The following is a 23,491-nucleotide window of genomic DNA, read 5'->3' as shown; positions in this document are numbered from 1 at the left end:
TCAGCCCTTCAACCCGTGCTCAATCGCCTCGATGATCCGCGGCCGAAGCTGAGCCGTGCTGACGATCGCATCCACCGACCCGACCTCAACCGCACGCTGGATGCTGTGCACCCGGTCGAACTCCGAAGCCACCTCACCCAACTTCTCAGCCCGCACCGAAGACGTCACCTCGGCCAGTTCAGCCGCGCAAGCAGCCCGCTCGGCCCCGCTCAGCTCTCCGAGCCGCTTCTGCAGCTCAGCCACCCGCGGGTCATTCGCCGTCCGCGTCTTGACCTCGCCCGCGAACACCACCGCCGCCGCCGGAGCACCGCCCAGCACGGACGCGAACGAGCCTTCCAGCGCCAGCACCGTCATGTTCGGGTTCAGCGCCTTCGAGAACACCACGAACGCCCCGCCGTGGTAGCGCGAGATCACCGTGAACACGATCGGACCCTCGAAGTTCACGATCGCGCGGCCGATCTCGGCCCCGTACTCCAGCTGCAGCTTCTTCATCGACTCCGGCGAGCCGTCGAAGCCGGACAGGTTCGCCAGCACCACCAGCGGACGGTTGCCGCTCGCCGCGTTGATCGCGCGGGCCGCCTTCTTCGACGACTTCGGGAACAGCGTGCCCGCGGTGAACGTGTCCGGGCCGTCGGTGGGCGGGAAGCCGCGGCGCGGCACCGAACGCGACTCGATGCCCAGCAGACACACCGGGCGGCCGCCGATGTGCACGTCCTGCACCGCGGCGGTGTCCGCGTCCGCCATGCCCGCCCAGCGTTCCAGCACCGGGTGGTCCTGATCGGACAGCGCGCGCATCACCGTGCGGATGTCGAACGGCTTCTTGCGGTCCGGGTTGTGCTCGGCGGAGAAAATCTCGCCCACCGTGGCGAAATCGCTGCCGACGACGGCGTGCGGGTAGTCCGACACGTCGCGGCCTGCCGGGTCGGTGGTGACCGCCTGGCGCGGGCCCGCTTCGCCCGGCACGACGTAGGTGTGCGCGTAGTGCGCCATCAGCACGTCGCGCGCCCCGGCGAGGTTCGGCGCCCAGTACTGCGCCTGCCCGTTCGGGCCCATCACGCGGTCGTAGCCGCCGATGCCGAAGTTGTCCTCGGCCGACACGCCGCCGGAGAAGTCCAGCGACTGCTTGCCGGTGAGCACCATCGCCGAATCCGGCGTCATCACCAGGATGCCCTTGGTGTGCATGAGCATCGTGGCCTCGGCGTTCCAGTACGGCTGCGCGCCCACGGTGATCCCGGCGACCACGATGTTGATCTCGCCGCCGTCCTGGGTGAACTCCACGATCCGCTTCAGCGCCGCCGCGACCCAGTCCATGTTCTCGGTGCCGGACTCCATCGAGATCCGCGCGCCGGACGACAGCGCGAACCATTCGACCGGGACCCGCAGCTCCTGCGCCAGGTTCAGCGCCGCGATCACCCGCGTGCATTCCGGTTCGGCCAGCGCGCCGAGCGACTTCGTCGGGTCGCCCAGCAGCACCACGCGCTTGACGCCCTCGGGCACGCGGTCGGTCGGCGTGCTGACCACACCCGCCACGAGCCCGGCTTTGTTCTGCCCGCGCGGCCGGTCGACCGGGACCAGAACGCCGCTGTCGTCGAGGTCGTGCTCCGTGAAGGACCCGCCGCCGGCCAGCAGTTCGGTGAGTTCGTACGGGTACACCGTGTCGCGGCGCGCCGCGCGCAGCACCTTCTGCCGGTAGTCGTCCAGCGGCTGCACCGGCTCGGTGCTCGGCGCTTCGACCGACAGCCGCACGCCCGCGCCGACCTCGTTGCGGACCGTCACCGCGATGTCGGTCAGCTCGCCGGTTTCGGCGTTGCGCTGCCGCGCCAGGAACTGGATTTCCTCCAGGCCCGCGCCCGCGGTGGTCGGAAGCACGCGGCGGGCGAGCAGGTTCAGCTCGTCCATCGTCAGCTCGCTCGTCGGCCACACGTAGATGACGATCCGGTTGGTGTCGAACCGGTTCTTCGCCGGACGCCGCGCCTGCGCGTTGCGGACCGCGTCGAGGCACGCGGCGAGCGTGTCCTCGGCCGAGGGCAGCGACACGAGCCTGCCGTCCGCCTCGCGCAGCGGCGTGAGGTCGCGGACCTGCGCCATCGCGATCAGCCGTTCGTCGGCCGGGTTCGCCTTCGCGGTGCCGGTGAACAGGTACACCTCTTCGTCCGCCGACGGCAGCCGCGTGAGGTCGAATTCCTGCAGCCGCTCCAGCTGCAGCCGCTCGGCGACGCGCGGGTGCAGCCCGCGGATCACCCGGTCCTCCTCGAACCCGGATTCGGTCCGGCGGAAGGTGAAGTGGTGGTGCATCACCGCGCCGCCGCCCCCGGCGACGGTGGTGACGACCCGGTCGACGTCGGCCGGAAGCGGGTGCGCCGCGACGATCTCGCCCAGCTTCGCGGCCATCGCGTCGCTGTCGGGCTGGTCTGTCCACTTCAGATAGACATCGGCGGCGACCGGGACCCCGGCGTCGGCGGACAGCTCGGCCACCGCGCGCATCGCGTCCGGCAGCTGCGGGAAGTCGACCGCCGTGGTGACCACTCGCGCCGGTTCGGGGTGCTCAGCGGTGACGAACGAGCAGCCCGCGACCTCGCGCACGCGCACCTCGGTGAGCGCCTTGTTGCCGTAGTAGCGCCGGGTCAGCACCTCGAGCATCGGGGCCGGGTCCGCGCCCGGCCGCCCGATCCGCTGGCCGAGCAGCCGCACCAGCGGCTCGTTGCTCGACACCATGCCGGAGATCCGCTCGGCGCGGTCGGCCGCGTCCGGGTTCCGGTCGAGGTAGCGCAGGTGGCCGCGGATCTCGGCGTACACCTCGGCGCGGGCCCGGCGCAGCAGCGGCTGCGCGAACCAGCGGAACACCACGCCGCGGGCGAGGTCGCTGACCGCCGGGAACCGCAGCTGGGTGGCGGCGACCAGGTGCTCCAGCGCGAGCCCGGCCGCTTCGCGCAGCTCGGCTGACGGCGGGGCCTCGGCGAGCCATTGCCGCAGCAGCGCGGAAACGATCGCGCTGTCGCTCGAAGCCCGTTGCTGGGCAAGGAAAATCCGGAAGACGGCCTCTTCCAGCTCCGGCGTGCGCTCCAGGTCGCCGACGCCGTAGTGGCCGAGCACGCGGCGCAGCCTGCCCTGGAACTTCTCCGGCAGCCCGGCCCGCTCGACGTCGAGGCTCTGCAGGTAGGTGTGGAAGTACTCGCGGGCGCTGTGCACCGGGCTCGACGCGCTGAGGTCGTCCGCGGCCGGCTTGTTCCGGCTCAGCTCGGACAGGTCGGCGAACACGTCCAGCAGCCCGAGCTCGCCCTCCAGCGGACGCGACGGCAGCTCCGCGCGCGCCGCCAGGTAGCCGCTGAGCACCCGGTCCTGGTCGTGCGGGTCGACGTCGAAGCCGAGCAGCAGGCTGCGCAGGTCCTGGCAGCCGCGCTCGACCCGGTCGGCCGCGCTGGTGCCGTCCTGCTCGGCGGGCAGGTCGATCTCGGCGGTTTCGGTCTGCGCGGCGGCCTCGTCCTCGGCCTCGTCGGCGAGCGGTTCGAGACGCAGCAGCGGCGCGCCGGTCTCCACCTGGCTGCCGATCGACACCGGAAGTTCCTTGACCCTGGCCCGGAACGGCGCGCGCAGCACCGTCTCCATCTTCATGCTTTCCAGCACGAGCACCGGCGCGCCGGACTCGATCTCGTCGTCCACCGCGACCGGCGTGGCGACCACCAGCGCGGGCGCGGGGGAGCGGACGACGCCGCCCTCGTCGCGGCTGATCCGGTGCGTGACGCCGTCGACCTCGACCAGGTGGATCGGCCCGTGCGTGCCGGTGACGAGCCGGAACCGCGTGCCGTTGACGGTGATCTGCCCGCTGTACTCGTCGAAACGCTCGATCTCGACGTCGGCCGGGTGCACGTCGCCGCCGCCGCTGACGCCGATCCGGAACCGCTTCGGCCCGGTGCGCGCGACCGTGACGCGGTACGAAGCGCCGCGCAGTTTCAGGTCCAGCGGACGGATTTCGTGGCGCACCTGCGGACGGCCGCCGAAAGCGGTGGACAGCAGTCGTTGCCGCCCGACCTCCTCGTCGTCCTCGTACGCCTCGATCGCCGCCGCGGCGAGCGCGACCGCGGAGTGCCGCGTGGTGACGAGACGGCCTTCGGCGCGGACGCGGTCGATCCAGCCGGTGTCCGCGCTGGCGTCGATCACCTCGGGCTGGTCTAGCAGGTCGAGCACGAAGCTCTTGTTGGTGGCGCCGCCCTCGATGAGCACGGACGTCTCGGCCATCGCCCGGCGCAGCCGCGCGAGCGCCTGGTCGCGGTCGCGGCCGTAGGCGATGATCTTGGCGATCATCGAGTCGAAGTCGGCGGGGATCGTGTCGCCCTCGCTGACGCCGGTGTCGACCCGGATGCCCGGACCGGCGGGCAGCAGCAGCCGCGCGATGCGGCCGGGGGACGGCGCGAAGTCGCGGTCCGGGTCCTCGGCGTTGAGCCGCGCCTCGACGGCGTGCCCGGACTCGGCGGGCTGCTCGCCCTCGAGCTTGCCGCCGGACGCGACGTGCAGCTGCAGCCGCACCAGGTCGGTGCCGGTGGTGATCTCGGTGATCGGGTGTTCCACCTGGAGGCGGGTGTTGACCTCCAGGAAGGCGAACATCCGGTCGCCGGGGTGGTAGAGGAATTCGACGGTGCACGCGCCGCGGTAGCCGACCGCGACCGCGAGCCGCTCGGCCGACGCCTTCAGCTCGGCGGTCTGGTCCGCCCCGAGCACCGGCGACGCGGATTCCTCGATGATCTTCTGGTTGCGCCGCTGCACCGAGCAGTCGCGGACGCCGAGCGCCCACGCGGTCTCGCCGTCGGAGATCACCTGGACCTCGACGTGCCGCGCGCCGGTGACCAGGCGCTCCAGGAACACGACGCCGCTGCCGAACGCGCGCAGCGCTTCCTGGCTGGTGCGTTCGTAGGCCTCGGTGAGGTCGCCCGCCGACTCCACCTTGCGGATGCCGCGCCCGCCGCCGCCCGCGGTGGCCTTGAGCATCAGCGGATAGCCGATCTTGTCGCCCGCGGCCAGCGCTTCTTCCAGCGTCGCGACCTCGCCGCCGCTCCACGGAGCGACCGGGACGCCGACCTCCTCGGCGATCAGCTTCGCGCCGATCTTGTCGCCGAGCTTGCGCATCGCGTCCGCGCTCGGGCCGACGAAGGCGACCCCGATCTTGTCGCACAATTCGGCGAACGCCGGGTCTTCGGCGACGAAGCCCCAGCCGACCCACGCGGCGTCGGCCTTGGTCTCGACCAGCGCCTTCTCCAGTTTGGCGAGGTCGAGGTACGGCCGCGCGGAGGCGGGGCCGAGCGAATACGCGACGTCGGCTTCGCGGACGAAAGTCGCGGTGGCGTCCGCGTCCGTGTAGAGCGCGACCGTCTCGATCCGTCGCCCGGTCTCGGCGGACAGGTCCCGGACGGCGTGGATCAGCCGCATCGCGGCCTCCCCGCGATTGACGATGGCGACGCGATTGAACACGGACAAAGCCTCCCAGCGAACCCAACTACACCCACGCACAGCAGGCGACGCCGGACCCGCCGGAACGTCGCCTGTCTTCGTCGTACACCTTGCTCCCTTACCGCCGGGTACACCAATGTCGCGGATGACGCATGCCGTGCCTGCCGGTTTGTAGGAACCCGCCAAAAACGGCTCGTGTCACGTCGTCCGGACCTGATTTCTCGCGAGGTATGCCACAAATCACGCCCGGTTGGCCAGGGGCGGCGGCAAGTGGACGGCCAGGCGTTTCCAGGGGGTCGGTCAGGGGTTACCCGCCGTTCAGCCCGTGGGCCTTGCCCGCCGTGGCCCACTTCTGCAAAACCTCCACGCGTCGGTCGGCACTCCGGCGGTGGCTGAGGAAGCTCCAACGGGCCGAACTGTGACCGTGAGCCGCAGCTGTTGCGAGGAAGCGTTCATCGCTTGCGCTTCGCTCCTCGCTGTGAGCGGTAGTTGTCACCAAATGTGAGGACCGTGTGTCACCGGCGGCGTGACGGTCCGCCCGCCGTCCGCTGACCGAGCAGGCGTGACTGAGCGTGCAGTTGGTCATCGCAAGACACAGGCTGACGTCGGTTGCAACATCTGCGCGCAGTCCGAGCACACGTCTTAAAGACGACCCTTTCGGGTGAATTTTCGTCGCACGACGAGGTTTCTTCCCCAAGGCGCGTAATGAGCGTCACTTTCGCGACTTTCACTCCTGCGAGGTGCCGGGAGCCGCTCGGCGCCGTCATCGACAGGAGAACCTGTTCATGCACGACCCCGCCGTGCTGGCTGCGCTCATCTCCGCGGCCGGCGCTGTTGTCGCTGCCCTTCTGGGGAGCCGTCGTCGCAAATCAGGAGGTGACGATCAGGACTGACCTACCGCGCGGGTCCTGACCCGCGCGGAAGAAGGCGGTTGTTCGCTGCCGGTCGTCCCGTCCAGGCCTTGCCCGCCCGGACGGAACGGCCGGCAGTTTCACATCACGACCCCGCGTCGTCATGCATTGGAGAGACTGCCCACGCCGGGAGCATGACACACTGACTGTCGGGTAAGCAGACAACGGAGGTCGAGTATGGCGGAATACTGGGGCGCGTCCCGTATCGCCGGGCAGCTCGGCGTCGCGACCGGCACCGTCACCAAATGGATCGAACGGTTCGCTCGCACCGATCATCCGTTTCCCGAACCCGACGTCGAGATCGTCGAGACCGGCGGCCGGGTCACCCGCGGATGGGCGTCCCACCGGTGGCCGGAAATCAAGAAGTGGGTCGACCGGGATCGCAAGTTCGCGGCACGGATCCCCGAGATCGGCTCCGCAACGGTGCGTACCAGCTACTCCGAACGACTGCGCCCTAACGGGGAGCCGCTCTTCCCTCGCGACTGATCCCTCCTTTGCTCGCCTTCAAGGCCGAGCGATTGAACGAGCGAGCAGGGTGTTCCCCACGCTTGTGGCAGCTGGCGCTCACAAGCGAAAGTTGCGGTTCACGGTCACGCGAACCGGAGCCGGCACTCCCCGACTACTGGGAAAATGTGACCCTTGACACCCTCCTCGCGATGCCCCTACCGTGCGGGTAATCGATTTCTCGACATGGGGCGGGCCGAGAGGGCGGGGCATGGGCGACGGCGGCGTCGCGCTGGCCGAGCTGGCCGGCGTCAGCAAGACCTACGGCGGGGTGCGTGCCCTGGGCGCGGTGGACTTCACCGCGGCGAAGGGGGAGGTGCACGCGCTGCTCGGCGAGAACGGGGCAGGCAAGTCCACGCTGCTGAAGATCTTGTCCGGGGAGGTCGCCGCCGGGGAGGGGGCGATCCGGATCGCGGGGGAGGCGGTCCGGTTCGCCCGTCCGGCCGACGCGCGCCGCGCCGGGGTCGCGATGATCCATCAGGAACTGGACCTCGTTCCCGCGCTTTCCGTGGCGGAGAACGTCTTTCTCGGCCGAGAACCGCACACCCGCGGCGGCACGATCGACCGGCGGCGGATGGTCGCTCGGACTCTTGAGGTGCTGGAGCGCTCCGGCGTCGACCTCGACCCGCGGACGCCGGTCGAACGGCTCCGCACCGGTGAACAGCAGCTCGTCACCATCGCGAAAGCACTGTCGCTGGACGCTCGGATTCTCTTGATGGACGAACCGACGTCGGCGCTGTCGCCGCGCGAGGTGGAGCGGCTGTTCACGGTCATCGACCAGCTGCGCGCCGACGGGGCGGCGATTGTCTACGTGTCGCACCGGATGGACGAGATCGGCCGCGTCGCGGACCGCGCGACGGTGCTGCGCAACGGCGAGGTCGTCGCGGAGTTCAGCGCGGCGGAGCTGACTGCCGAGCGGGCCGCGGAGGCGATGGTGGGCCGTCCGGTGCACCTGATGTTCCGCGCGGACAGCGTGTCCTCGCCGGACCAGGAGGATGTGCTGCGGGTCGAGAATCTGGTGGTGCGGCCTCGTCCTGGGCGGCGGGAGCCGGACGGGATCAGTCTCACCGTGCGTGCCGGGGAGATCGTCGGGGTCGCCGGGTTGCTCGGCGCGGGGCGGACGGAGCTGCTGGAAGCGCTGTACGGCGCGTCCGGGGCCAAGCTGCTGGGCGGGCGGATTTTATTGCACGGCAAGGATTTTCGGCCACGGTCGCCGCGCCGGTCGTTACGGTCCGGGATCGCGTTCGTGCCGGAGGACCGGCGGATTGCGGGGCTGGCGCTGGAGCATTCCGTCGTGGCGAACACCGTGCTGTCCATTGTGGAGCGACTGGCTCGGTTCGGGATTGTTCCTGGCCGCCGCGAACGTGAGGTGGCCGGGAAGGAAGCGGGGCGGCTCGGAGTGAAACTGGGGTCGCTCGCCGATCCGGTGGGTTCCCTGTCCGGCGGGAATCAGCAGAAAGTGGTGCTGGGCCGGGCCTTGCTCACCGAACCGGTGCTGCTGTTGCTGGACGAACCGACGCGCGGGGTGGACGTGGGGGCGAAGGCGGAGATCTACCGGTTGCTCGGCGAGGCCGCGCGGAGCGGCGTCGGGGTGCTGCTGGCGTCGTCGGAACCGGCCGAGCTGGTCGGGGTGTGCGATCGCGTGGTGGTGCTGCGCGGCGGACGCAGCGTGCACGAACTGGACACGGCTCATGCTGGTGAGGCGGAACTGCTCGCCGCGTCGATGGGAGACGTCCGGTGAGGGGGCGCGCCGTGCTGGCCGCGGTGTTCCGGTTCCAGAGCGTTTTCGGGCTGGTGCTCGTTTTCGCCGCCGCGATCGTCTTCTCCCCGCACCGCGACGGGGAGCTGGTGTTTCTCGGCAGCGGCAACCTGTTCAACGTCGTCCGCGCGATCTCCGAGATCGGCATCATCGCGGTCGGCATGACGTTGGTGATCCTGGTCGGCGGCATCGATCTGTCGGTGGGCTCGGTGATGGGGCTGGCCAGCGTCGGCGTCGCGCTGTTGCTCACCAGCGGCGGCTGGGGCCTCGTGCCGGGCGTGCTGACGATTCTCGCGCTCGGGTTCGGTTTCGGTCTGCTGCAAGGGATCGCGAGCGCGCGGTTCCGGATTCAGTCGTTCATCGTGACGCTCGCCGGGATGCAGATCGCCCGCGGGATCGCCCGGATGTGGTCCGGCGGCGAAGGCGTTTCGATCACCTACGGCGACGGTCCCGGTCAGGCTCCGGTGCCGTTCTCGCTGCTCGGCGAGCGGACGTTCGGCGGCGTGGTCCCGATTCCGGCGCTGTTCTTCGTGGTCGTCGCCGCGCTGGCGGTGCTCGTGCTGCGGGCGAGCGCGTTTTCCCGGCACGTGTACGCGATCGGCGGCAACGAAAAGGCGGCGGTGCTGTCCGGGGTGCCGGTGACCCGGGTGAAAGTGCTGGTCTTCGGCTTGTGCGGGCTGCTCGCCGCGCTGGCCGGAATCGTCCACGCGGGACAGTACAACTTCGGCGGGCCCAACGACGGCGCCGGCTACGAGCTGAACGCCATCGCGGCCGTCGTGATCGGCGGGACCAGCCTGTCCGGCGGGCGCGGGTCGGTGTCCGGCACCGTCGCGGGCGCTCTGCTGGTCGGCGTGCTCGACAACATCCTCCAGCTCAACGACATCGATTCGAACGTCCAGCTGATCGTGGTCGGCGTGGTGATCGTGCTCGCCGCGGGCCTGCAGCGGCTGCGCCCGGCCACGGCATAGGCGTTCGGGAAAAGGGGAGCAGATGTCCGGCATCATCCGCGGCGGGGCGGTCCTGGCGGGGCTGGCCCTCGTCGCCGCCTGCGGGACGACCCACGAGAACGCACCGGGCGCGTCGTCCGGCACCGCGCCTGCTGCGAAGCAATGCCATGGCCCGAGCGGCAAATACAAAATCGGGATGAGCCAAGCGAATCTCGCCGAACCGTACCGCGTGCGGATGGACGACGACGTCCGCAAGACAGCGGCCGGGGTGTCGCAATTCAGCGTCAGCTACGCGGATGCGGCGCAGGACAACGCGAAACAGGTAGAACAGGTCAACACTTTTCTCACCCAGGGCATCGACCTGCTGATCATCAGCCCGAACGAGGCGACGCCGCTCACCAGCGTCGTGAAGAAGGCTTACGACCAAGGCATTCCGGTACTAGTGCTGGACCGGAAGGTGGACGGCGACGGATACACGTCCTTTATCGGCGCGGACAATGTGGACATCGGCCGCCAAGCGGGCAAATTCTTCGCCGATAAATTGCTGCCGCACGGCGGAAACGTCGTCGAGTTGAAAGGTCTCGCCGGGTCGACGCCCGCCAAGGAACGCAGCGACGGATTCAACCAGGGCATCACTGACCGCAATATCACCGTCGTAGGCAGCGCGGACGCGGATTGGTTGCGGGACAAGGGACAACAGCAGGCGGACGCGTTGCTCAAGGCGCATCCGGACGCGCAAGCGATGTTCTCCGAGAACGACCCGATGGCCGAAGGCGCGCGCATCGCCGCGCAGAACGCTGGCCGCGGGGACCTGCCGATCGTCGGCATCGACGGCCTGCCGGTGCCAGAAGGCGGTATCAAAGCGGTAGAGGCGGGCCGTCTGTCCGCGACCTTTATTTACCCGACCGGCGGCAAGGAAGCCGTTGCCGCGGCGAAGAAACTGCTCGTCGATTGCCAGACGGTGCCCAAGACGCAGACCCTGCCCACCCGCCTGGTGACACGCGACAACGCGGCCCAGGTCTACGCCGAGCTGAACCGGAGCTGACATATGGCGCGAATCGGTGTCCTTGCCGTATCCGACGGGCGCGACCACGTGCACCGGCGGAACACCGGCTTCATCCGGTCCAAAGTGGACGAGTTCACCGCGGCCCTGACCGCGGCGGGCCACGACGTCGTCACCGGGGGACTGGTCGCCACGAACACCACCGCCACCGCGGCCGCCCGCTCGGTCGCCGCGAGCTCGGTGGACGTGACGGTGCTGTATTACGCGGTGTGGGCGTTCCCGCACTTCACCATGCTGGCCGCGGACGCGACACCGGGCCCGTTGCTGCTGGTCGCGAGCACCGACCCGACCGAGCCGGGCCTGGTCGGAATGCTCGCCGCCGGCGGTGCGCTGGACCAGATCGGCCGCTCGCACACCCGCTTGTGGGGCGCGCCTTCCGACCCCGGGCTGATCGCCGAAGTCGGCGCACACGCGAGCGCCGCCGCAGCCGTCGGTTCGTTGCGGGGTTCGACATTCGGCCGGTTCGGCGGGCGGCCGATGGGGATGAACACCGCGGTGGCCAATACCGATCAATGGATGCGCCAATTCGGCGTGGACGTCGAGGAAATCGACCAGTACGAACTGGTCCGCCGCGCGGAATCCGGTTCTTCCGCCGAAGCCGTCACCGGTCGAAAATGGCTGGAACAACACGCCACCGTGCATTACGATGGAGATCAGCTCACCCCGGAATTGCTGGAACGACAACTGCGCCTGTACCTGGCTGTGCGCGATGTCGCGGCGGAGCGGAACCTGGATTTCTCCGGTATCAAAGCACAACCGGAGCTGACGGAGCATTTCGCGACGGCTGATGTCGCCGAGGCGCTGCTCAACGACCCTTACGACTGGAACGGCCCTAAAGCCGTGCATGTCACCGCCACGGAGGCGGACATGGACGGTGCGCTGACCATGCAGTTGATGCACCGGATCACCGGGACGCCAGTGCTTTTCGCCGACGTCCGGCATTACCACCCGGATCGGGACGTGTGGGATTTGTGCAACTCCGGCCAGCACGCGACGTGGTTCGCCGCGCGGAGCGAGGATCCGGCGGAGAATCTGGCCAAGGTGCACCTCTATCCGGAGGTTTTCTTCTTTCCGGCAGGAGGCGCCTCGGTACAGCACATCGCTGCCCCGGGCCGGATGACCTTGGCGAGGCTGAGCCGGTTGGACGGGGAATACCGGATGCAGTTGATGCTGGGGGAGTTCGAGAACTACGACGATCGGACGACGGAGGAATTGGTCTCGCGATCGACGCGGGAATGGCCGCATGCGTTCGCGCGCCTGGACGTGGCCGCGGAGACTTTCTTGTCGCGCTTCGGAGCGAACCACATCCACGCGGTGCCCGGCGATCGGCGAAAGGAACTGCGAGCGGCGGCCGGGTTGATGGGGGTGCGGGTGGAGGAGTGGAGCCGCTGACCGGTTGATCTTGCGGTGCCCGGGGTTTCCGCAGAGGGAGTTGCGGGCGGGTTGATGGGGGAGTGGAGCCGCTGATTGGTTGATGTGCGGTGCCCAGGTTTCCGCAGTGTCCTGCCTGCCTCGGCTCAGTGGGCTGGAATCATGTTCTGGCGACCGGACTTCCGCTCCCTTAAGGATTCCTGTTCCCAAGCTCGATGCGCGTCGGAGTGAAACGATGCGGACGGGGCCGGAGTGATGCGGTGGGCGGTTGGGATTTCGCCCCCCTGCGGCATCCCTTCCGGCCCGTCGAGCCGGATGCAGAGAGGTCTGGAGCGATGCCCCGAGACTTGGAACGCCGCAGAGCAGCGGTCGGCACCCTGCAGCATCCCTGGCCCTGCCTGCCGCGCGGCGAGCTGAAGCGATGCTCGGTGTGGATACTGCGGTGCGGAGATCGGCTTCTCGCCGCCTCCGGCACACCCGCCTCGCCCCGGGGGCCAGGTACGCGGGGCTCGAGTGCCGTGGCCTCCCGGCCCCTGACCGGCTGGGCGCGGCGTTCTGCCGGGGACCGGTCCCGCTCCGGGCGGCTAGCTTCGCGGCATGGACGAAAAGCCGTCGACCAGGGCTGCGACCTCGGCGCTGGTGCTCAGCATTCTCAGCTGGCTGGTGGTCGTCGGGACCCATCCGAGCCGCAGCCGCAGCCTCGGCGACGCGCTCTACTGGGAGCCCGTTCCCGTTCTGGGGCCGTTGGTTCTTCCCCTGCTCGCGATTGTTTTCGGCCACGTCGGGCTGCGCCGGACCCGGCTCGGCAAGGGGCGCGGCAGGGCGGCGACGGCGCTGGTGCTCGGGTATCTGGCGCTTGCGTTCGGGGCGGCCCGGTTTGTCGGCATCGTGGCGGCCTTTTGAGCACAAACGTCCGCGGGGCGGCGGAGCATGCGTCGCCAATCGAGTCGTCGTTCGGGATTGAACCGATTCCGCCCTCTCGGTCTTAGCCATCGTTTTCGCGGCGGAAACCGACCTCCCCGCCGCCTCGGTCGGTTCGAGTTCGTCCGGTGCCACGATCGTGGCGATCCGTTTCCGCAGGTCGAAGGCGTCCGCACCCTGCTGGGGCACTGCCGTGTGCGCTGCCCGTTCCTGCTGTCAATGCTGCCCTTGCGTAGCCAACTGAGACGTAGATCTCCACCGTTGGGGTGAAATCTGCTCGGTCGGGCAGCTTAGGCTCTTACGGCGCGTTACTTATTGAGAAACATTCACTTCGGTCCGGACAGGTTCGCGACCGGGTAACGAAGGAGGCGCCGTCGTGGAAACCGAACCGCAGGTCGTCCGCGCGACGATCATCTTCGGGCTGCGCACGTTCGGGTCCGTCCCGCTGCCGGTGCGCGCCGATTTGGAATACGACCCGGCGGATCCGTTCGCGGTGTCGGTCGGCTACCACGCCGGCGGCGGCGTCGTGCGCTGGCTGTTCGGGCGCGACCTTCTCGCCGACGGCCTGCTCGCCCCCGCGGGCGACGGGGACGTCCAGGTGCGACCGGCCGCCGACGACAGCCGCGTGCTCGTCGAGCTGAACGCGCCCGACGGTTCCGCGGTGCTGGAGGCGGCGGCGAACGAACTCGCCGACTTCCTCGACCGCACCTACGACGAGGTTCCGGTCGGCTCCGAAGATCGTTGCTTCGACTTCGACGAAGAACTGGCGAAGCTCGCCCTCCGCGACTGACAGTCCACAGTGGACGGCAGTAGTGGACGGACCGGCCGCGGGCAGTTCCGGAGCAAGCGGGCTGATCCGTCGCGAGATTGACCGGCCGGTCACGATCGACGTGTGAATTGACGGCTGCACCACGTGGGCACGCAGCGGCCGTGCGAGTGGACTCGACCGCTCGCCACGAGAATGAACCGCCGTTGGCGGGCGGTTCGACTCGGCCGCCGCGCGAATCGCATTGTGCGGCGGCGAGCGCGCACAGCGACGCGGGGTCGATGCGGCTGCCGCACGAGCGGATGCGAGAAGTCCCTATGCGGGGCCGGTTCGCTTGCTGCGACAGGAAACGGCGACGTGGTTCGGTCGCTGTGCGAATTGACAGCCGCAGTGCGAACAGGTGAGATCCTGCGGGACAAATCCGACCGTCACCGCGTCGGCCGACCGCGGGCAGGGATCCCCCAGCCAGGTGCCCCCGAGTGAACGTCCAGTGAACGAACCCCGTGCCCGCGCCAAAAACCTGACAAACCCGCCAACGCCCGCCCAGTCCGGCTCAACCCCCGCGCATCCCGTCAACCCGCCCCCGGCCAGGCACCCCCGAACAGGCGGACTCGGCCGCCGGGGGAGTGAACCTCGGGCTCACCTGGGTTGACCGCACTCGCAGAACGCGTACGGTCGCCTGTGTTGGCTGTTGTCCGGAACCATACTGCGGTCAGCGCCCCAAGCAGATCTCTGCGAAAGGAGCGCAAACCCATGACTCCCCACATTTCCGGCGTCACCGCGCCGGTCGAATTGACTGTTCGCGCGGCCAGGCGGGCGGACGCGATCCACCTCGCCCCGGTCGGCGATCTCGACGCGGCGACAGCGCCCGTCTTCGCGGAGGCGGTCGCGCCGCTCACCGGGCCGGTGGTCGTCGATCTGTCCGGCGTCGCGTTCCTGAGCTGCGCCGGCGTCCGCGCCCTGCTCGACGCGCACGAGCGGATCCCCCGGTTCACGGTCGTGCCCGGCCCGGCGCACGCGGTCCGGCGGTGTCTCGCGGTGACCGGCGCGGACGAAATCCTCGGTGTCCGCGAGACTGTCGCCGCCTGATCGAGCGAGTTTCGCCGCCGCCGCGCACGGGTAGGCCGCCGACATGACGATCGAGACGAACCGCGTTCCGCAGCTCGAACTCACCAACGGCGTCCGGATCCCGCAGTTCGGCCTGGGCGTCTTCCAGATCCCGCCGGAGGAAACCGCCGCGCGGGTGCGCGAAGCGCTGGAGGCGGGCTACCGGCACCTCGACACGGCGCAGATGTACCGCAACGAAGAGGGCGTCGGCGCGGGCATCCGCGATTCCGGCGTGCCGCGCGAGGAAATCTTCGTCACCACGAAGCTGGCGAACGACGCGCAGGGCCACGACAACGCGATCAACGCGATGGAAGGCAGCCTGCAGCGGCTCGAATTGGATTACGTCGATCTTTACCTGATCCATTGGCCGTTGCCGAAGCAGGACAAGTACGTGGCGACCTGGCACGGCTTCGAGGAACTCCAGCGCGCCGGAAAGGCCCGGGCGATCGGGGTGTCCAACTTCCAGATCCCGCACCTGGAACGGCTGGCCGCTGAGTCGGCGACAGTGCCCGCGGTGAACCAGATCGAGCTGCATCCCGCGTTGCAGCAACCGGAATTGCGCGCCTACCACGAGGCGCACGGCATCGTGACCGAGGCGTGGAGCCCGCTCGCCCAAGGCGAGGTGCTCGAAGACCCGCTTCTGGCCGAACTGGCCGAAAAACACGGCAAGACGCCCGCCCAGATCGTGCTGCGCTGGCACATCCAAATCGGCAACGTCGTGTTCCCGAAGTCGTCGTCGCCGAAGCGGATGCGGGAGAACATCGACATCTTCGACTTCTCCCTCAGCGACAGCGACCTCGACGTCCTCAGCGGCCTCGACGAAGGCCGCCGCACGGGCTTCGACCCGGACACCTTCGAAGGCTGAACCAGATCACTCAGCCGCACGTTGTCTCCAGTGAGGAAGGAGGCAGCGTGCGACTGTCCTGTTTCGTGGTCCCCGGCGACATCGACGACCGCAGCGTGCCCAGCGGCGGCAACACCTACGACCGCCGCATGGCCGAGCACCTGCCAGTAGGGCTGCGGCCGGTCGGCGGCAGCTGGCCGGACCCTGACGAGGCCGCGAAAAAGCAGCTGGACCTGGTCCTCGCGCAGGTCCCTGACGGCGCGAAAGTGCTGCTCGACGGCCTGGTCGCCTGCGGAGTGCCGGACGTCGTCCTCCCGCACGCGGACCGGCTCGATCTGGCCGTCCTCGTGCACCTGCCGCTGGCCGACGAAACCGGCCTGGACCCGCGGCGCGCGGCTGACCTCGATGCTCGCGAGCAGAAGACGCTCCAGTTGGCGCGCCAGGTCATCGTCACCAGCGCAGCCGCCGCCCGCGCCGTCGAGAAGCGCCACGGGCTCGCCACTGTCCACATCGCACCGCCCGGGACCGATCCGGCACCGCGGGCGACCGGGACCGACGGCGTGTCCCAGCTGATCTGCGTCGCCGCGGTGACCCCGCGCAAGGGGCAGGACATCCTCCTCAACGCACTGTCCGAAGTGGACGATCTACGAGTGGACTTCGTCGGATCGCGCACCCGAAACCCGGCCTACGCCAACGGCTTGAGCCATCCCCGGGCTCGCTTCACCGGCCCGCTTGACGGGTCGGCGCTCGAAGTCGCCTACGACCGGGCCGATCTGCTGGTCCTGCCCTCGCACGCCGAGACGTACGGCATGGTCGTCACGGAGGCGCTCGCGCGCGGCATCCCGGTGCTGGCCTCGGACGTCGGCGGCATCCCCGACGCACTCGGCCGCACCCCGAACGGCGAGCAGCCCGGCCTCCTCGTCCCGCCCGGCGACGAAACAGCGCTCGCGACCGCCCTCCGAAGCTGGCGCGACGACCCTGACCTGCGGAAACGACTCCGTGCTGCGGCGACAGCGAGAGCGCGCACACTGGAGGGGTGGGCCGGCGCGGCGGCCCGGTTGCGCGGAATCTTGGCGGTGGGTTGATGCGATGGCTGCGACTGCTGGCCGGGGCCGCGCTCATCGCCGCGCTGTGGTGGCGGCTGGGGACCGGAGCGTTTGCCGGTGGACTAAAAGCCCTAGGCCCGGTTCCGATCGCAATTGCCCTGGTCATCGGGGTCGTAACCACGCTCGCGAGCGCCGCCCGCTGGCGGCTGGTCGCGGCCCGGCTGGGCCTGCACCTGCCGTTTCGCGAAGCCGTCGGCGACTACTACGGCGCGCAATTCCTCAACGGCGTCCTCCCTGCTGGCGTGCTCGGCGACGTCCACCGCGCGGTGCAGCACGGACGACGCTCCGGCGACGTCGGCCGCGGCGTCCGGGCGGTGGTGCTTGAACGCGTCGCCGGGCAGACCGTGGTGGTGGTCGCCGGATTGGCCGTCGTGGTCTTCCGGCCCGAGCTGTTGCCGCGTCAGGTGCTGATCTGCCTGGGGATCGTCGCGGTGGCGCTGGTCGTGGTGGCGGTGGCGATGCGGCAACGGTTCAGGCACGTCTGGGCGGCCGACATCCGGACTGGCGTGCTCGGCGCGTGGCCCGGCGTCACCGGCTGGTCTGTGCTGGCGGTGGCGGGTCATCTGACGCTGTTCGTGGTCGCCGCCCGAGCGGCTGGTGCGACCGCGCCGTTGGGCGTCCTGCTGCCGCTGCTGGTGCTCGCGTTGCTGGCGATGGGCATGCCGCTCAACGTCGGCGGGTTCGGTCCGCGCGAGGGCGCCGCGGCGGTTTCGTTCGCCGCCGCCGGGCTGGGCGCTGAGCAGGGCGTTACGGTCGCGGTCGGCTACGGCGTGCTCGGCCTGGTCTCCACGCTGCCCGGCGGGGCGGTTCTCGCGCTCCGCCGGATGATCCGGCGGCCGGACCCGGACGCCGGGCCGGTATCGTCCGGCCAGTGGCAGCGGCTTTTCGGGCGATTCGGCGACGGTGGTTCGCGGCGCTGGCCGTCGTCCCCGTTCTGGCCGCCTCGGCCTGTGCGGCTTCGGACGCGTCGATCAGCCGGGCAGGCGACGTCGTGCACACCGCAGCCGGAGCCGTCCGCGGCAGTGTCGACGGCACCGCTCCCGATCACCGGCTCTTCCAAGGCATCCCGTACGCGGCCGCACCTGTCGGCGAGCGGCGCTGGCAGCCGCCCGCCCCGGTCGAGCCCTGGGCGGGGGAGCGCGACGCCACGAAACCAGGGCCTCGCTGCCCGCAGGCCGCCGACGGAGCCCTGACCAGCGAAGACTGCCTCTACCTCAATGTGTGGACCCCGCCGGCCGGCCAGACTGGGCGGCCCGTCCTGGTGTGGCTGCACGGCGGCGCGTTCCTCACCGGCGGCGGCGACCGCTACGGCGCCGCGCGGCTCGTCGACCGCGGCGACGCGGTGGTCGTCACGCTCAACTACCGGCTCGGCGCGCTCGGCTTCCTCGCCGACCCGTCGCTCGGCCCGGAGCCCGGCAACTACGGCTTCCTCGACCAGCAGCAGGCGCTGCTGTGGGTGCGCGACAACATCGAATCCTTCGGCGGCGACCCGAACCAAGTGACGATCGCGGGGGAGTCCGCGGGCGGGATGTCGGTGTGCGACCACCTCGTCGCCCCCGGCTCGCGCGGGCTGTTCCGCGCCGCGATCATCCAAAGTGGACCGTGCCAGGCGCAGGCGACGCTGTCCGCGGCCGAGCACAAGAGCGTCGAGTATGCCGCCGCACGCGGCTGTACCGACCGCAAGACCGCCGCGGAATGCCTGCGCGCGTTGCCCGTCAAGAAACTCCTGGCCGCACCGGCGTACGGCTCGATCGCGGGCATCGAAATGCCGGGACCGGTCACCGGCGGCTCGGTGCTGCCCGGCAAGGTTCCCGCTACCCCAGTGCCGGTCATGCTGGGCACGACGCACGACGAGTTCACGTATTTCCTCGCCGAGCAGGCGGCGGCCGGTCGCGAAGTCACGCGGCACGGCTACCCGCAAGCGCTTGCCACCGTCTTCCCGAACGCGGCCGCCGTCGCGCGCGAATACCCGGTGGATGCGTTCAGCGGCAACGCTTCCCTCGCATACGCGGCGGCTGTCACCGACTGGGCGTTCTCCTGTCCGACCGCCAAGCTGGCCAGTTCGCTGCCGAGCGTGTCGACGTACGAGTTCAACGACCCGACCTCACCGGCCGCGGCCGCGCTGCGAGCGCCGTTCCCGCTCGGGGCCACGCACACCGCGGAACTGCCGTACCTATTCGATTTTGCCGAGCAGCCAACAACGTTCACCCCGGCTCAGCAGCGGCTCGCGGACCGGATGGTGGACGACTGGACGGCGTTCGTCCGCGGCGGTCCGACTGGCCAGTCGGTCGCGTACCGGCCGGGCGGCGCGCAGCCGTTGACCAGTTTCGCGAAAGATCACCACTGCGGCTTCTGGGCTTCTCTACGCTGACCGCATGACCGTGCGCGCCGAAGACCTCGACGAAGCCCTCACCTGCGTTTCCGCCGCCCTCACGCCCGCCACCGGCGGCGACTGGACCCGTCCGGCGGGCGATCTCGAGTGGGATTGCCGTTACACCGCAGAGCACCTCGGCGACACGCTCCTCTCCTACGCCGCGCAGGTCGTGAGCCGTCCGGCCGACCGTTACGTGCGCTTCCTCGCCAAAACCGACGACGACGCGTCCCCGGCCGAACTGCTCGAATTCGCTCTCACCGGCGGGCGTTTGCTCGCCGCCGCGGTCCGCGCCAGCCGTCCGGACGAACGCGCCTACCACCCGACCGGCAGCTCCGATCCGGCCGGTTTCGCCGCGATGGGCTGCGTTGAACTGCTGCTGCACGGCGACGACATCGCCCAGGGACTCGGCGTCGCGATCGACCCGCCGCGCGAGGTCTGCGCCCGCGTCGTCGCGCGGCTTTTCCCTGAGCAGGAGCCGATTCCCGACGCTTGGGACGCGCTCCGCTGGTGCGCCGGCCGGATCGACCTGCCCGGACGACCGCGGCGGACCGGCTGGAAGTGGCGGGGCAGCCCGCTCGAGGACCGCTCGATTCCCGAGGAGTGAACACGCCTGCCCGCGGGGTGGTCACATCCGGTAGTCTTGACCACCAGGTCGAGAGGCGCTGCAACGGACCGGTGGTCCGCCACGCTCGGCCGGTACCACCATCCAAGGGCGCCTCCGTGGACTCATGCGGAGGTGGCGATGACCCAGAACCTGCGGAACCTGCTCGACCAGCGCGTCGTCGTGCTCGACGGGGCCTGGGGCACGATGCTGCAGGGCGCCGGTCTCGCTCCCGAGGACTACCGGGCGGACTGGCTCGAAGGCCACGAGAAGGACGTCACCGGCGACCCGGACCTGCTGAACCTCACGCGGCCGGACGTCGTGCTCGACGTGCACCGCCAGTACCTCGCCGCGGGCGCGGACATCACCACTACCAACACGTTCACCGCCACCAGCATCGGCCAGGCGGACTACGGCCTGCAGGACCGCGTGCGCGAGATGAACCTGCGCGCCGCCGAGCTTGCGCGCCAGGCCGCGAACGAGTTCGGCAACCGGTTCGTGGCCGGGTCGATCGGCCCGCTGAACGTCACGCTGTCGCTCTCGCCGCGCGTCGAAGACCCGGCGTACCGCGCGGTCAGCTTCGAAGACGTCAAAGCCTCGTACGCCGAGCAGATCCAGGCGCTCTCCGACGGCGGCGTCGACCTGCTGATGATCGAGACGATCTTCGACACCCTCAACTGCAAGGCCGCCATCGCCGCGGCCCGCGAGGTCGCGCCGCATCTGCCGCTGTGGATTTCGGTGACCATCGTCGACCTGTCCGGGCGCACCCTGTCCGGCCAGACCGTCGAGGCGTTCTGGACGTCCGTCGCGCACGCGCGCCCGATGGTCGTCGGCGTCAACTGTTCGCTCGGCGCCGCCGAAATGCGCCCGCACGTGGAGGAACTGGCGAAGCTCGCCGACACCTACACCGCGTGCCACCCGAACGCGGGCCTGCCCAACGCGTTCGGCGGCTACGACCAGACGCCCGAGGAAACCGGCGGCATGCTCGGCGAGTTCGCCGGGGCCGGGATGGTCAACATCGTCGGCGGCTGCTGCGGCACCTCGCCCGCGCACATCGCGAAGATCGCCGAGGCCGTCAAGGGACTCCCGCCGCGGCCGGTGCCCGCGCACGAGGCGAGCACGCGGTTCTCCGGCCTCGAACCGTTCAAGATCGGCGCGGACACCGGGTTCGTGATGATCGGCGAACGCACCAACGTCACCGGTTCGGCGAAGTTCCGCCGGCTCATCGAGGCGGGCGACCACCAGGCGGCGGTGGACGTCGCGCTGGAGCAGGTCCGCGGCGGCGCGAACCTGCTGGACGTCAACTTCGACGCCGACCTGCTCGAATCCGAGCAGGAGATGACGACGTTCCTCAACCTGATCGCCACCGAGCCCGAGGTCGCGCGCATCCCGGTGATGGTCGACAGTTCGCGCTGGAGCGTGCTGGAAGCCGGGCTCCGCTGCGTGCAGGGCAAGGGCGTGGTCAACTCGATCAGCCTCAAGGAGGGCGAGGGCCCGTTCCTGGAGCAGGCCCGGCGCATCCACGACTACGGCGCCGGCGTCGTGGTGATGGCTTTCGACGAGAAGGGCCAGGCCGACACGGTCGAGCGCAAGGTCGAAATCTGTTCCCGCGCTTACGATCTGCTCACCCGCGAGGCCGGTTTCGCGGGCGAGGACATCATTTTCGACCCGAACGTGCTCGCCGTCGCCACCGGCATCAGCGAGCACAACGGCTACGCGAAGGCGTTCATCGAGGCGCTGCCGCTGATCAAGGAGCGCTGCCCGGGCGCGCACACCTCCGGCGGCATCTCGAACCTGTCGTTTTCCTTTCGCGGCAACAACGTCGTGCGCGAGGCGATGCACTCGGCGTTCCTGTTCCACGCCGTGCGCGCCGGGCTCGACATGGGCATCGTCAACGCCGGCCAGCTCGCGGTGTACGAGGACATCCCGAAGGACCTGCTGGAGCTGGTCGAGGACGTCCTGTTCGACCGCCGCGAGGACGCCACCGACCGGCTCGTGGAGTTCGCCGAGACGGTCAAGGGCAGCGGCACCAAGCGCGTCGTCGACCTGTCCTGGCGCGACAAGCCGGTGGCGGAACGGCTTTCGCACGCGCTGGTGCACGGCATCGTGGACTTCATCGAGGACGACACCGAGGAGGCCCGGCAGTCGTTCGAGCGGCCGCTCGAGGTGATCGAGGGTCCGCTGATGGACGGCATGAAGATCGTCGGCGACCTCTTCGGCTCCGGGAAGATGTTCCTGCCGCAGGTCGTGAAGAGCGCGCGGGTGATGAAGCGTTCGGTGGCCTATCTCGAGCCGTACATGGAGGCGGAGAAGGAGAAGATGCTGGCCGAGGGCCGCATCCAGACCTCCCGCGGCCAGGGCAAGGTCGTGCTCGCCACGGTGAAGGGCGACGTGCACGACATCGGCAAGAACATCGTCGGCGTTGTGCTGGGCTGCAACAACTACGAGGTGATCGACCTCGGCGTGATGGTGCCCGCGGCGAAGATCCTCGACACCGCGGTCGCCGAGCACGCGGACGTCGTCGGGCTGTCCGGGCTGATCACGCCGTCGCTGGACGAGATGGTGTCGGTGGCGCAGGAAATGCAGCGGCGCGGGCTGAAGCTGCCGCTGCTGATCGGCGGCGCGACCACGTCGAAGCAGCACACCGCGGTGAAGATCGCGCCGGCGTACGACCACACGACGGTGCACGTGCTTGACGCGTCACGGGTGGTCGGCGTGGTGTCCGACCTGCTCGACACCGACCGCGCCGACGCGCTGGACACCGCCAACCGCGCCGAACAGCAGCGGTTGCGCGTCCAGCACGAAAACCGGCACGCGACGCCGATGCTGACTGTCGAGCAGGCACGCGCCAACGCCGAGAAGGTGTCGTTCGACGAGATCCCGACGCCGGAATTCACCGGCGTGCGCGTGGTCGAGCCGTCGATTCCGGAGCTGCGCGAGATGATCGACTGGCAGTTCCTGTTCCTGGCCTGGGAACTCAAGGGCAAGTACCCGGCGATCCTCGACCAGCCGGTCGCGCGCGAGCTGTTCGACGACGCGAACCAACTGCTGGACGAGATCATCGAGAACGGCTCGTTCACCGCGCGCGGCGCATACGCGTTCTGGCCCGCGCATTCCGAGGGCGACGACATCCTGCTCGACGGCGAGTACTCGGACTGGAAGTTCCCGATGCTGCGCCAGCAGACGCAGAAGCCGGAGGGCCGCGCGAACCGGTGCCTCGCCGACTACATCGCCCCCGCCGGTTTCGGCGACCACCTGGGCGGATTCGCCGTCGGCATCCACGGCGCGGAGGACCTGGCCGCGCGCTACGAGGCCGAGCACGACGACTACCGGGCGATCATGGTGAAGGCGCTGGCCGACCGGCTGGCCGAAGCGTTCGCCGAGTACCTGCACCTGGAGGCCCGCCGCCGCTGGTTCGAGCCGGACGTGCAGCCGGACCTGGCGGACCTGCACGCGGAACGCTTCCGCGGCATCCGCCCCGCGCTCGGCTACCCGGCGAGCCCGGACCACAGCGAGAAGAAGGACCTGTTCTCGCTGCTGGGCGCCGACGAGCTGGGGATCGGGCTGACCGAGTCGTACGCGATGACCCCGGCCGCCGCGGTGAGCGGGCTGATCTTCGCGCATCCGGACTCGCGGTACTTCACGGTCGGCCGGTTGGGCCGCGACCAGATGGAGGACTACGCGGCCCGGCGCGGCGAGGAACTGTCCGAAGTGGAGCGGTGGCTGCGGCCTAATCTGGCTTACTGAGCCATCTTCTCGCGTCGCCCTTGGGTGA

General features: G+C 69.7%; 14 protein-coding genes, 1 pseudogene and 1 riboswitch. Of the genes and pseudogenes, 14 read left to right on the top strand and 1 reads right to left on the bottom strand.

Annotation, left to right across the window (positions count from 1 at the left end):
• Window positions 1–5,463, bottom strand: a complete 5,463-nt coding sequence (locus AB5I40_RS11670; RefSeq protein ID WP_370938497.1) for a biotin carboxylase N-terminal domain-containing protein — start codon at window positions 5,461–5,463, stop codon at window positions 1–3.
• Between the two features lie 1,067 nt (window positions 5,464–6,530).
• Between AB5I40_RS11670 and AB5I40_RS11665 the strand changes: the two genes are divergently transcribed.
• The 14 genes and pseudogenes from AB5I40_RS11665 to metH all read left to right on the top strand — a co-directional run bounded on the left by AB5I40_RS11665 (window position 6,531) and on the right by metH (window position 23,463).
• Entirely contained in the window at window positions 6,531–6,839 is a 309-nt protein-coding gene (locus AB5I40_RS11665; RefSeq protein WP_370938496.1) for a hypothetical protein, read from the top strand.
• A gap of 229 nt (window positions 6,840–7,068) precedes the next feature.
• On the top strand, window positions 7,069–8,598 hold the full coding sequence (locus AB5I40_RS11660) for a sugar ABC transporter ATP-binding protein (protein WP_370938494.1): 1,530 nt from the start codon (window positions 7,069–7,071) through the stop codon (window positions 8,596–8,598).
• Window positions 8,595–9,584, top strand: coding sequence for an ABC transporter permease (locus tag AB5I40_RS11655; protein WP_370938493.1), 990 nt, complete (start codon window positions 8,595–8,597; stop codon window positions 9,582–9,584). Before AB5I40_RS11660 ends, AB5I40_RS11655 begins: the two co-directional genes overlap by 4 nt.
• 22 nt (window positions 9,585–9,606) lie before the next feature.
• Window positions 9,607–10,608, top strand: coding sequence for a substrate-binding domain-containing protein (locus AB5I40_RS11650; protein ID WP_370938491.1), 1,002 nt, complete (start codon window positions 9,607–9,609; stop codon window positions 10,606–10,608).
• A 3-nt stretch (window positions 10,609–10,611) separates the two neighbouring features.
• Window positions 10,612–12,018, top strand: a complete 1,407-nt coding sequence (locus AB5I40_RS11645; protein ID WP_370938490.1) for an L-fucose/L-arabinose isomerase family protein — start codon at window positions 10,612–10,614, stop codon at window positions 12,016–12,018.
• 576 nt (window positions 12,019–12,594) lie between these two features.
• On the top strand, window positions 12,595–12,900 hold the full coding sequence (locus tag AB5I40_RS11640) for a hypothetical protein (protein ID WP_344281318.1): 306 nt from the start codon (window positions 12,595–12,597) through the stop codon (window positions 12,898–12,900).
• Between the two features lie 394 nt (window positions 12,901–13,294).
• The gene (locus AB5I40_RS11635; protein WP_037818751.1) at window positions 13,295–13,708 is read left to right on the top strand and encodes an SsgA family sporulation/cell division regulator; all 414 of its coding nucleotides are present in this window, start codon (window positions 13,295–13,297) and stop codon (window positions 13,706–13,708) included.
• A gap of 729 nt (window positions 13,709–14,437) precedes the next feature.
• On the top strand, window positions 14,438–14,773 hold the full coding sequence (locus AB5I40_RS11630) for an STAS domain-containing protein (RefSeq protein WP_370938489.1): 336 nt from the start codon (window positions 14,438–14,440) through the stop codon (window positions 14,771–14,773).
• A 43-nt stretch (window positions 14,774–14,816) separates the two neighbouring features.
• Window positions 14,817–15,656, top strand: a complete 840-nt coding sequence (locus AB5I40_RS11625) for an aldo/keto reductase (RefSeq protein WP_370938488.1) — start codon at window positions 14,817–14,819, stop codon at window positions 15,654–15,656.
• Window positions 15,657–15,703: 47 nt separating this feature from the next.
• Complete coding sequence (locus AB5I40_RS11620) at window positions 15,704–16,720, top strand: glycosyltransferase family 4 protein (RefSeq protein WP_370938487.1); 1,017 nt, start codon at window positions 15,704–15,706, stop codon at window positions 16,718–16,720.
• Window positions 16,720–17,481: pseudogene (locus tag AB5I40_RS11615) on the top strand (lysylphosphatidylglycerol synthase domain-containing protein); the annotation flags it as partial. The gene AB5I40_RS11620 and the pseudogene AB5I40_RS11615, both read left to right, overlap by 1 nt.
• A gap of 251 nt (window positions 17,482–17,732) precedes the next feature.
• Entirely contained in the window at window positions 17,733–19,112 is a 1,380-nt protein-coding gene (locus AB5I40_RS11610; RefSeq protein ID WP_370938486.1) for a carboxylesterase/lipase family protein, read from the top strand.
• Window positions 19,113–19,116: 4 nt separating this feature from the next.
• Window positions 19,117–19,719 (top strand): maleylpyruvate isomerase N-terminal domain-containing protein, encoded by a 603-nt coding sequence (locus AB5I40_RS11605; protein WP_370938485.1) that lies wholly within the window; start codon window positions 19,117–19,119, stop codon window positions 19,717–19,719.
• 44 nt (window positions 19,720–19,763) lie between these two features.
• Window positions 19,764–19,840, top strand: a riboswitch (S-adenosyl-L-homocysteine riboswitch).
• A gap of 17 nt (window positions 19,841–19,857) precedes the next feature.
• Window positions 19,858–23,463: a methionine synthase gene (gene metH / locus AB5I40_RS11600; protein WP_370938484.1), complete on the top strand. Its 3,606-nt coding sequence runs from the start codon at window positions 19,858–19,860 to the stop codon at window positions 23,461–23,463.
• Window positions 23,464–23,491 lie beyond the last annotated feature (28 nt).

It is taken from the genome of Amycolatopsis sp. cg13, assembly GCF_041346965.1.
Taxonomy (GTDB): Bacteria; Actinomycetota; Actinomycetes; order Mycobacteriales; family Pseudonocardiaceae; genus Amycolatopsis.
The sequence above is the reverse complement of the archived record's forward strand: the minus strand, read 5'-3'. Positions and strand labels throughout refer to the sequence as shown.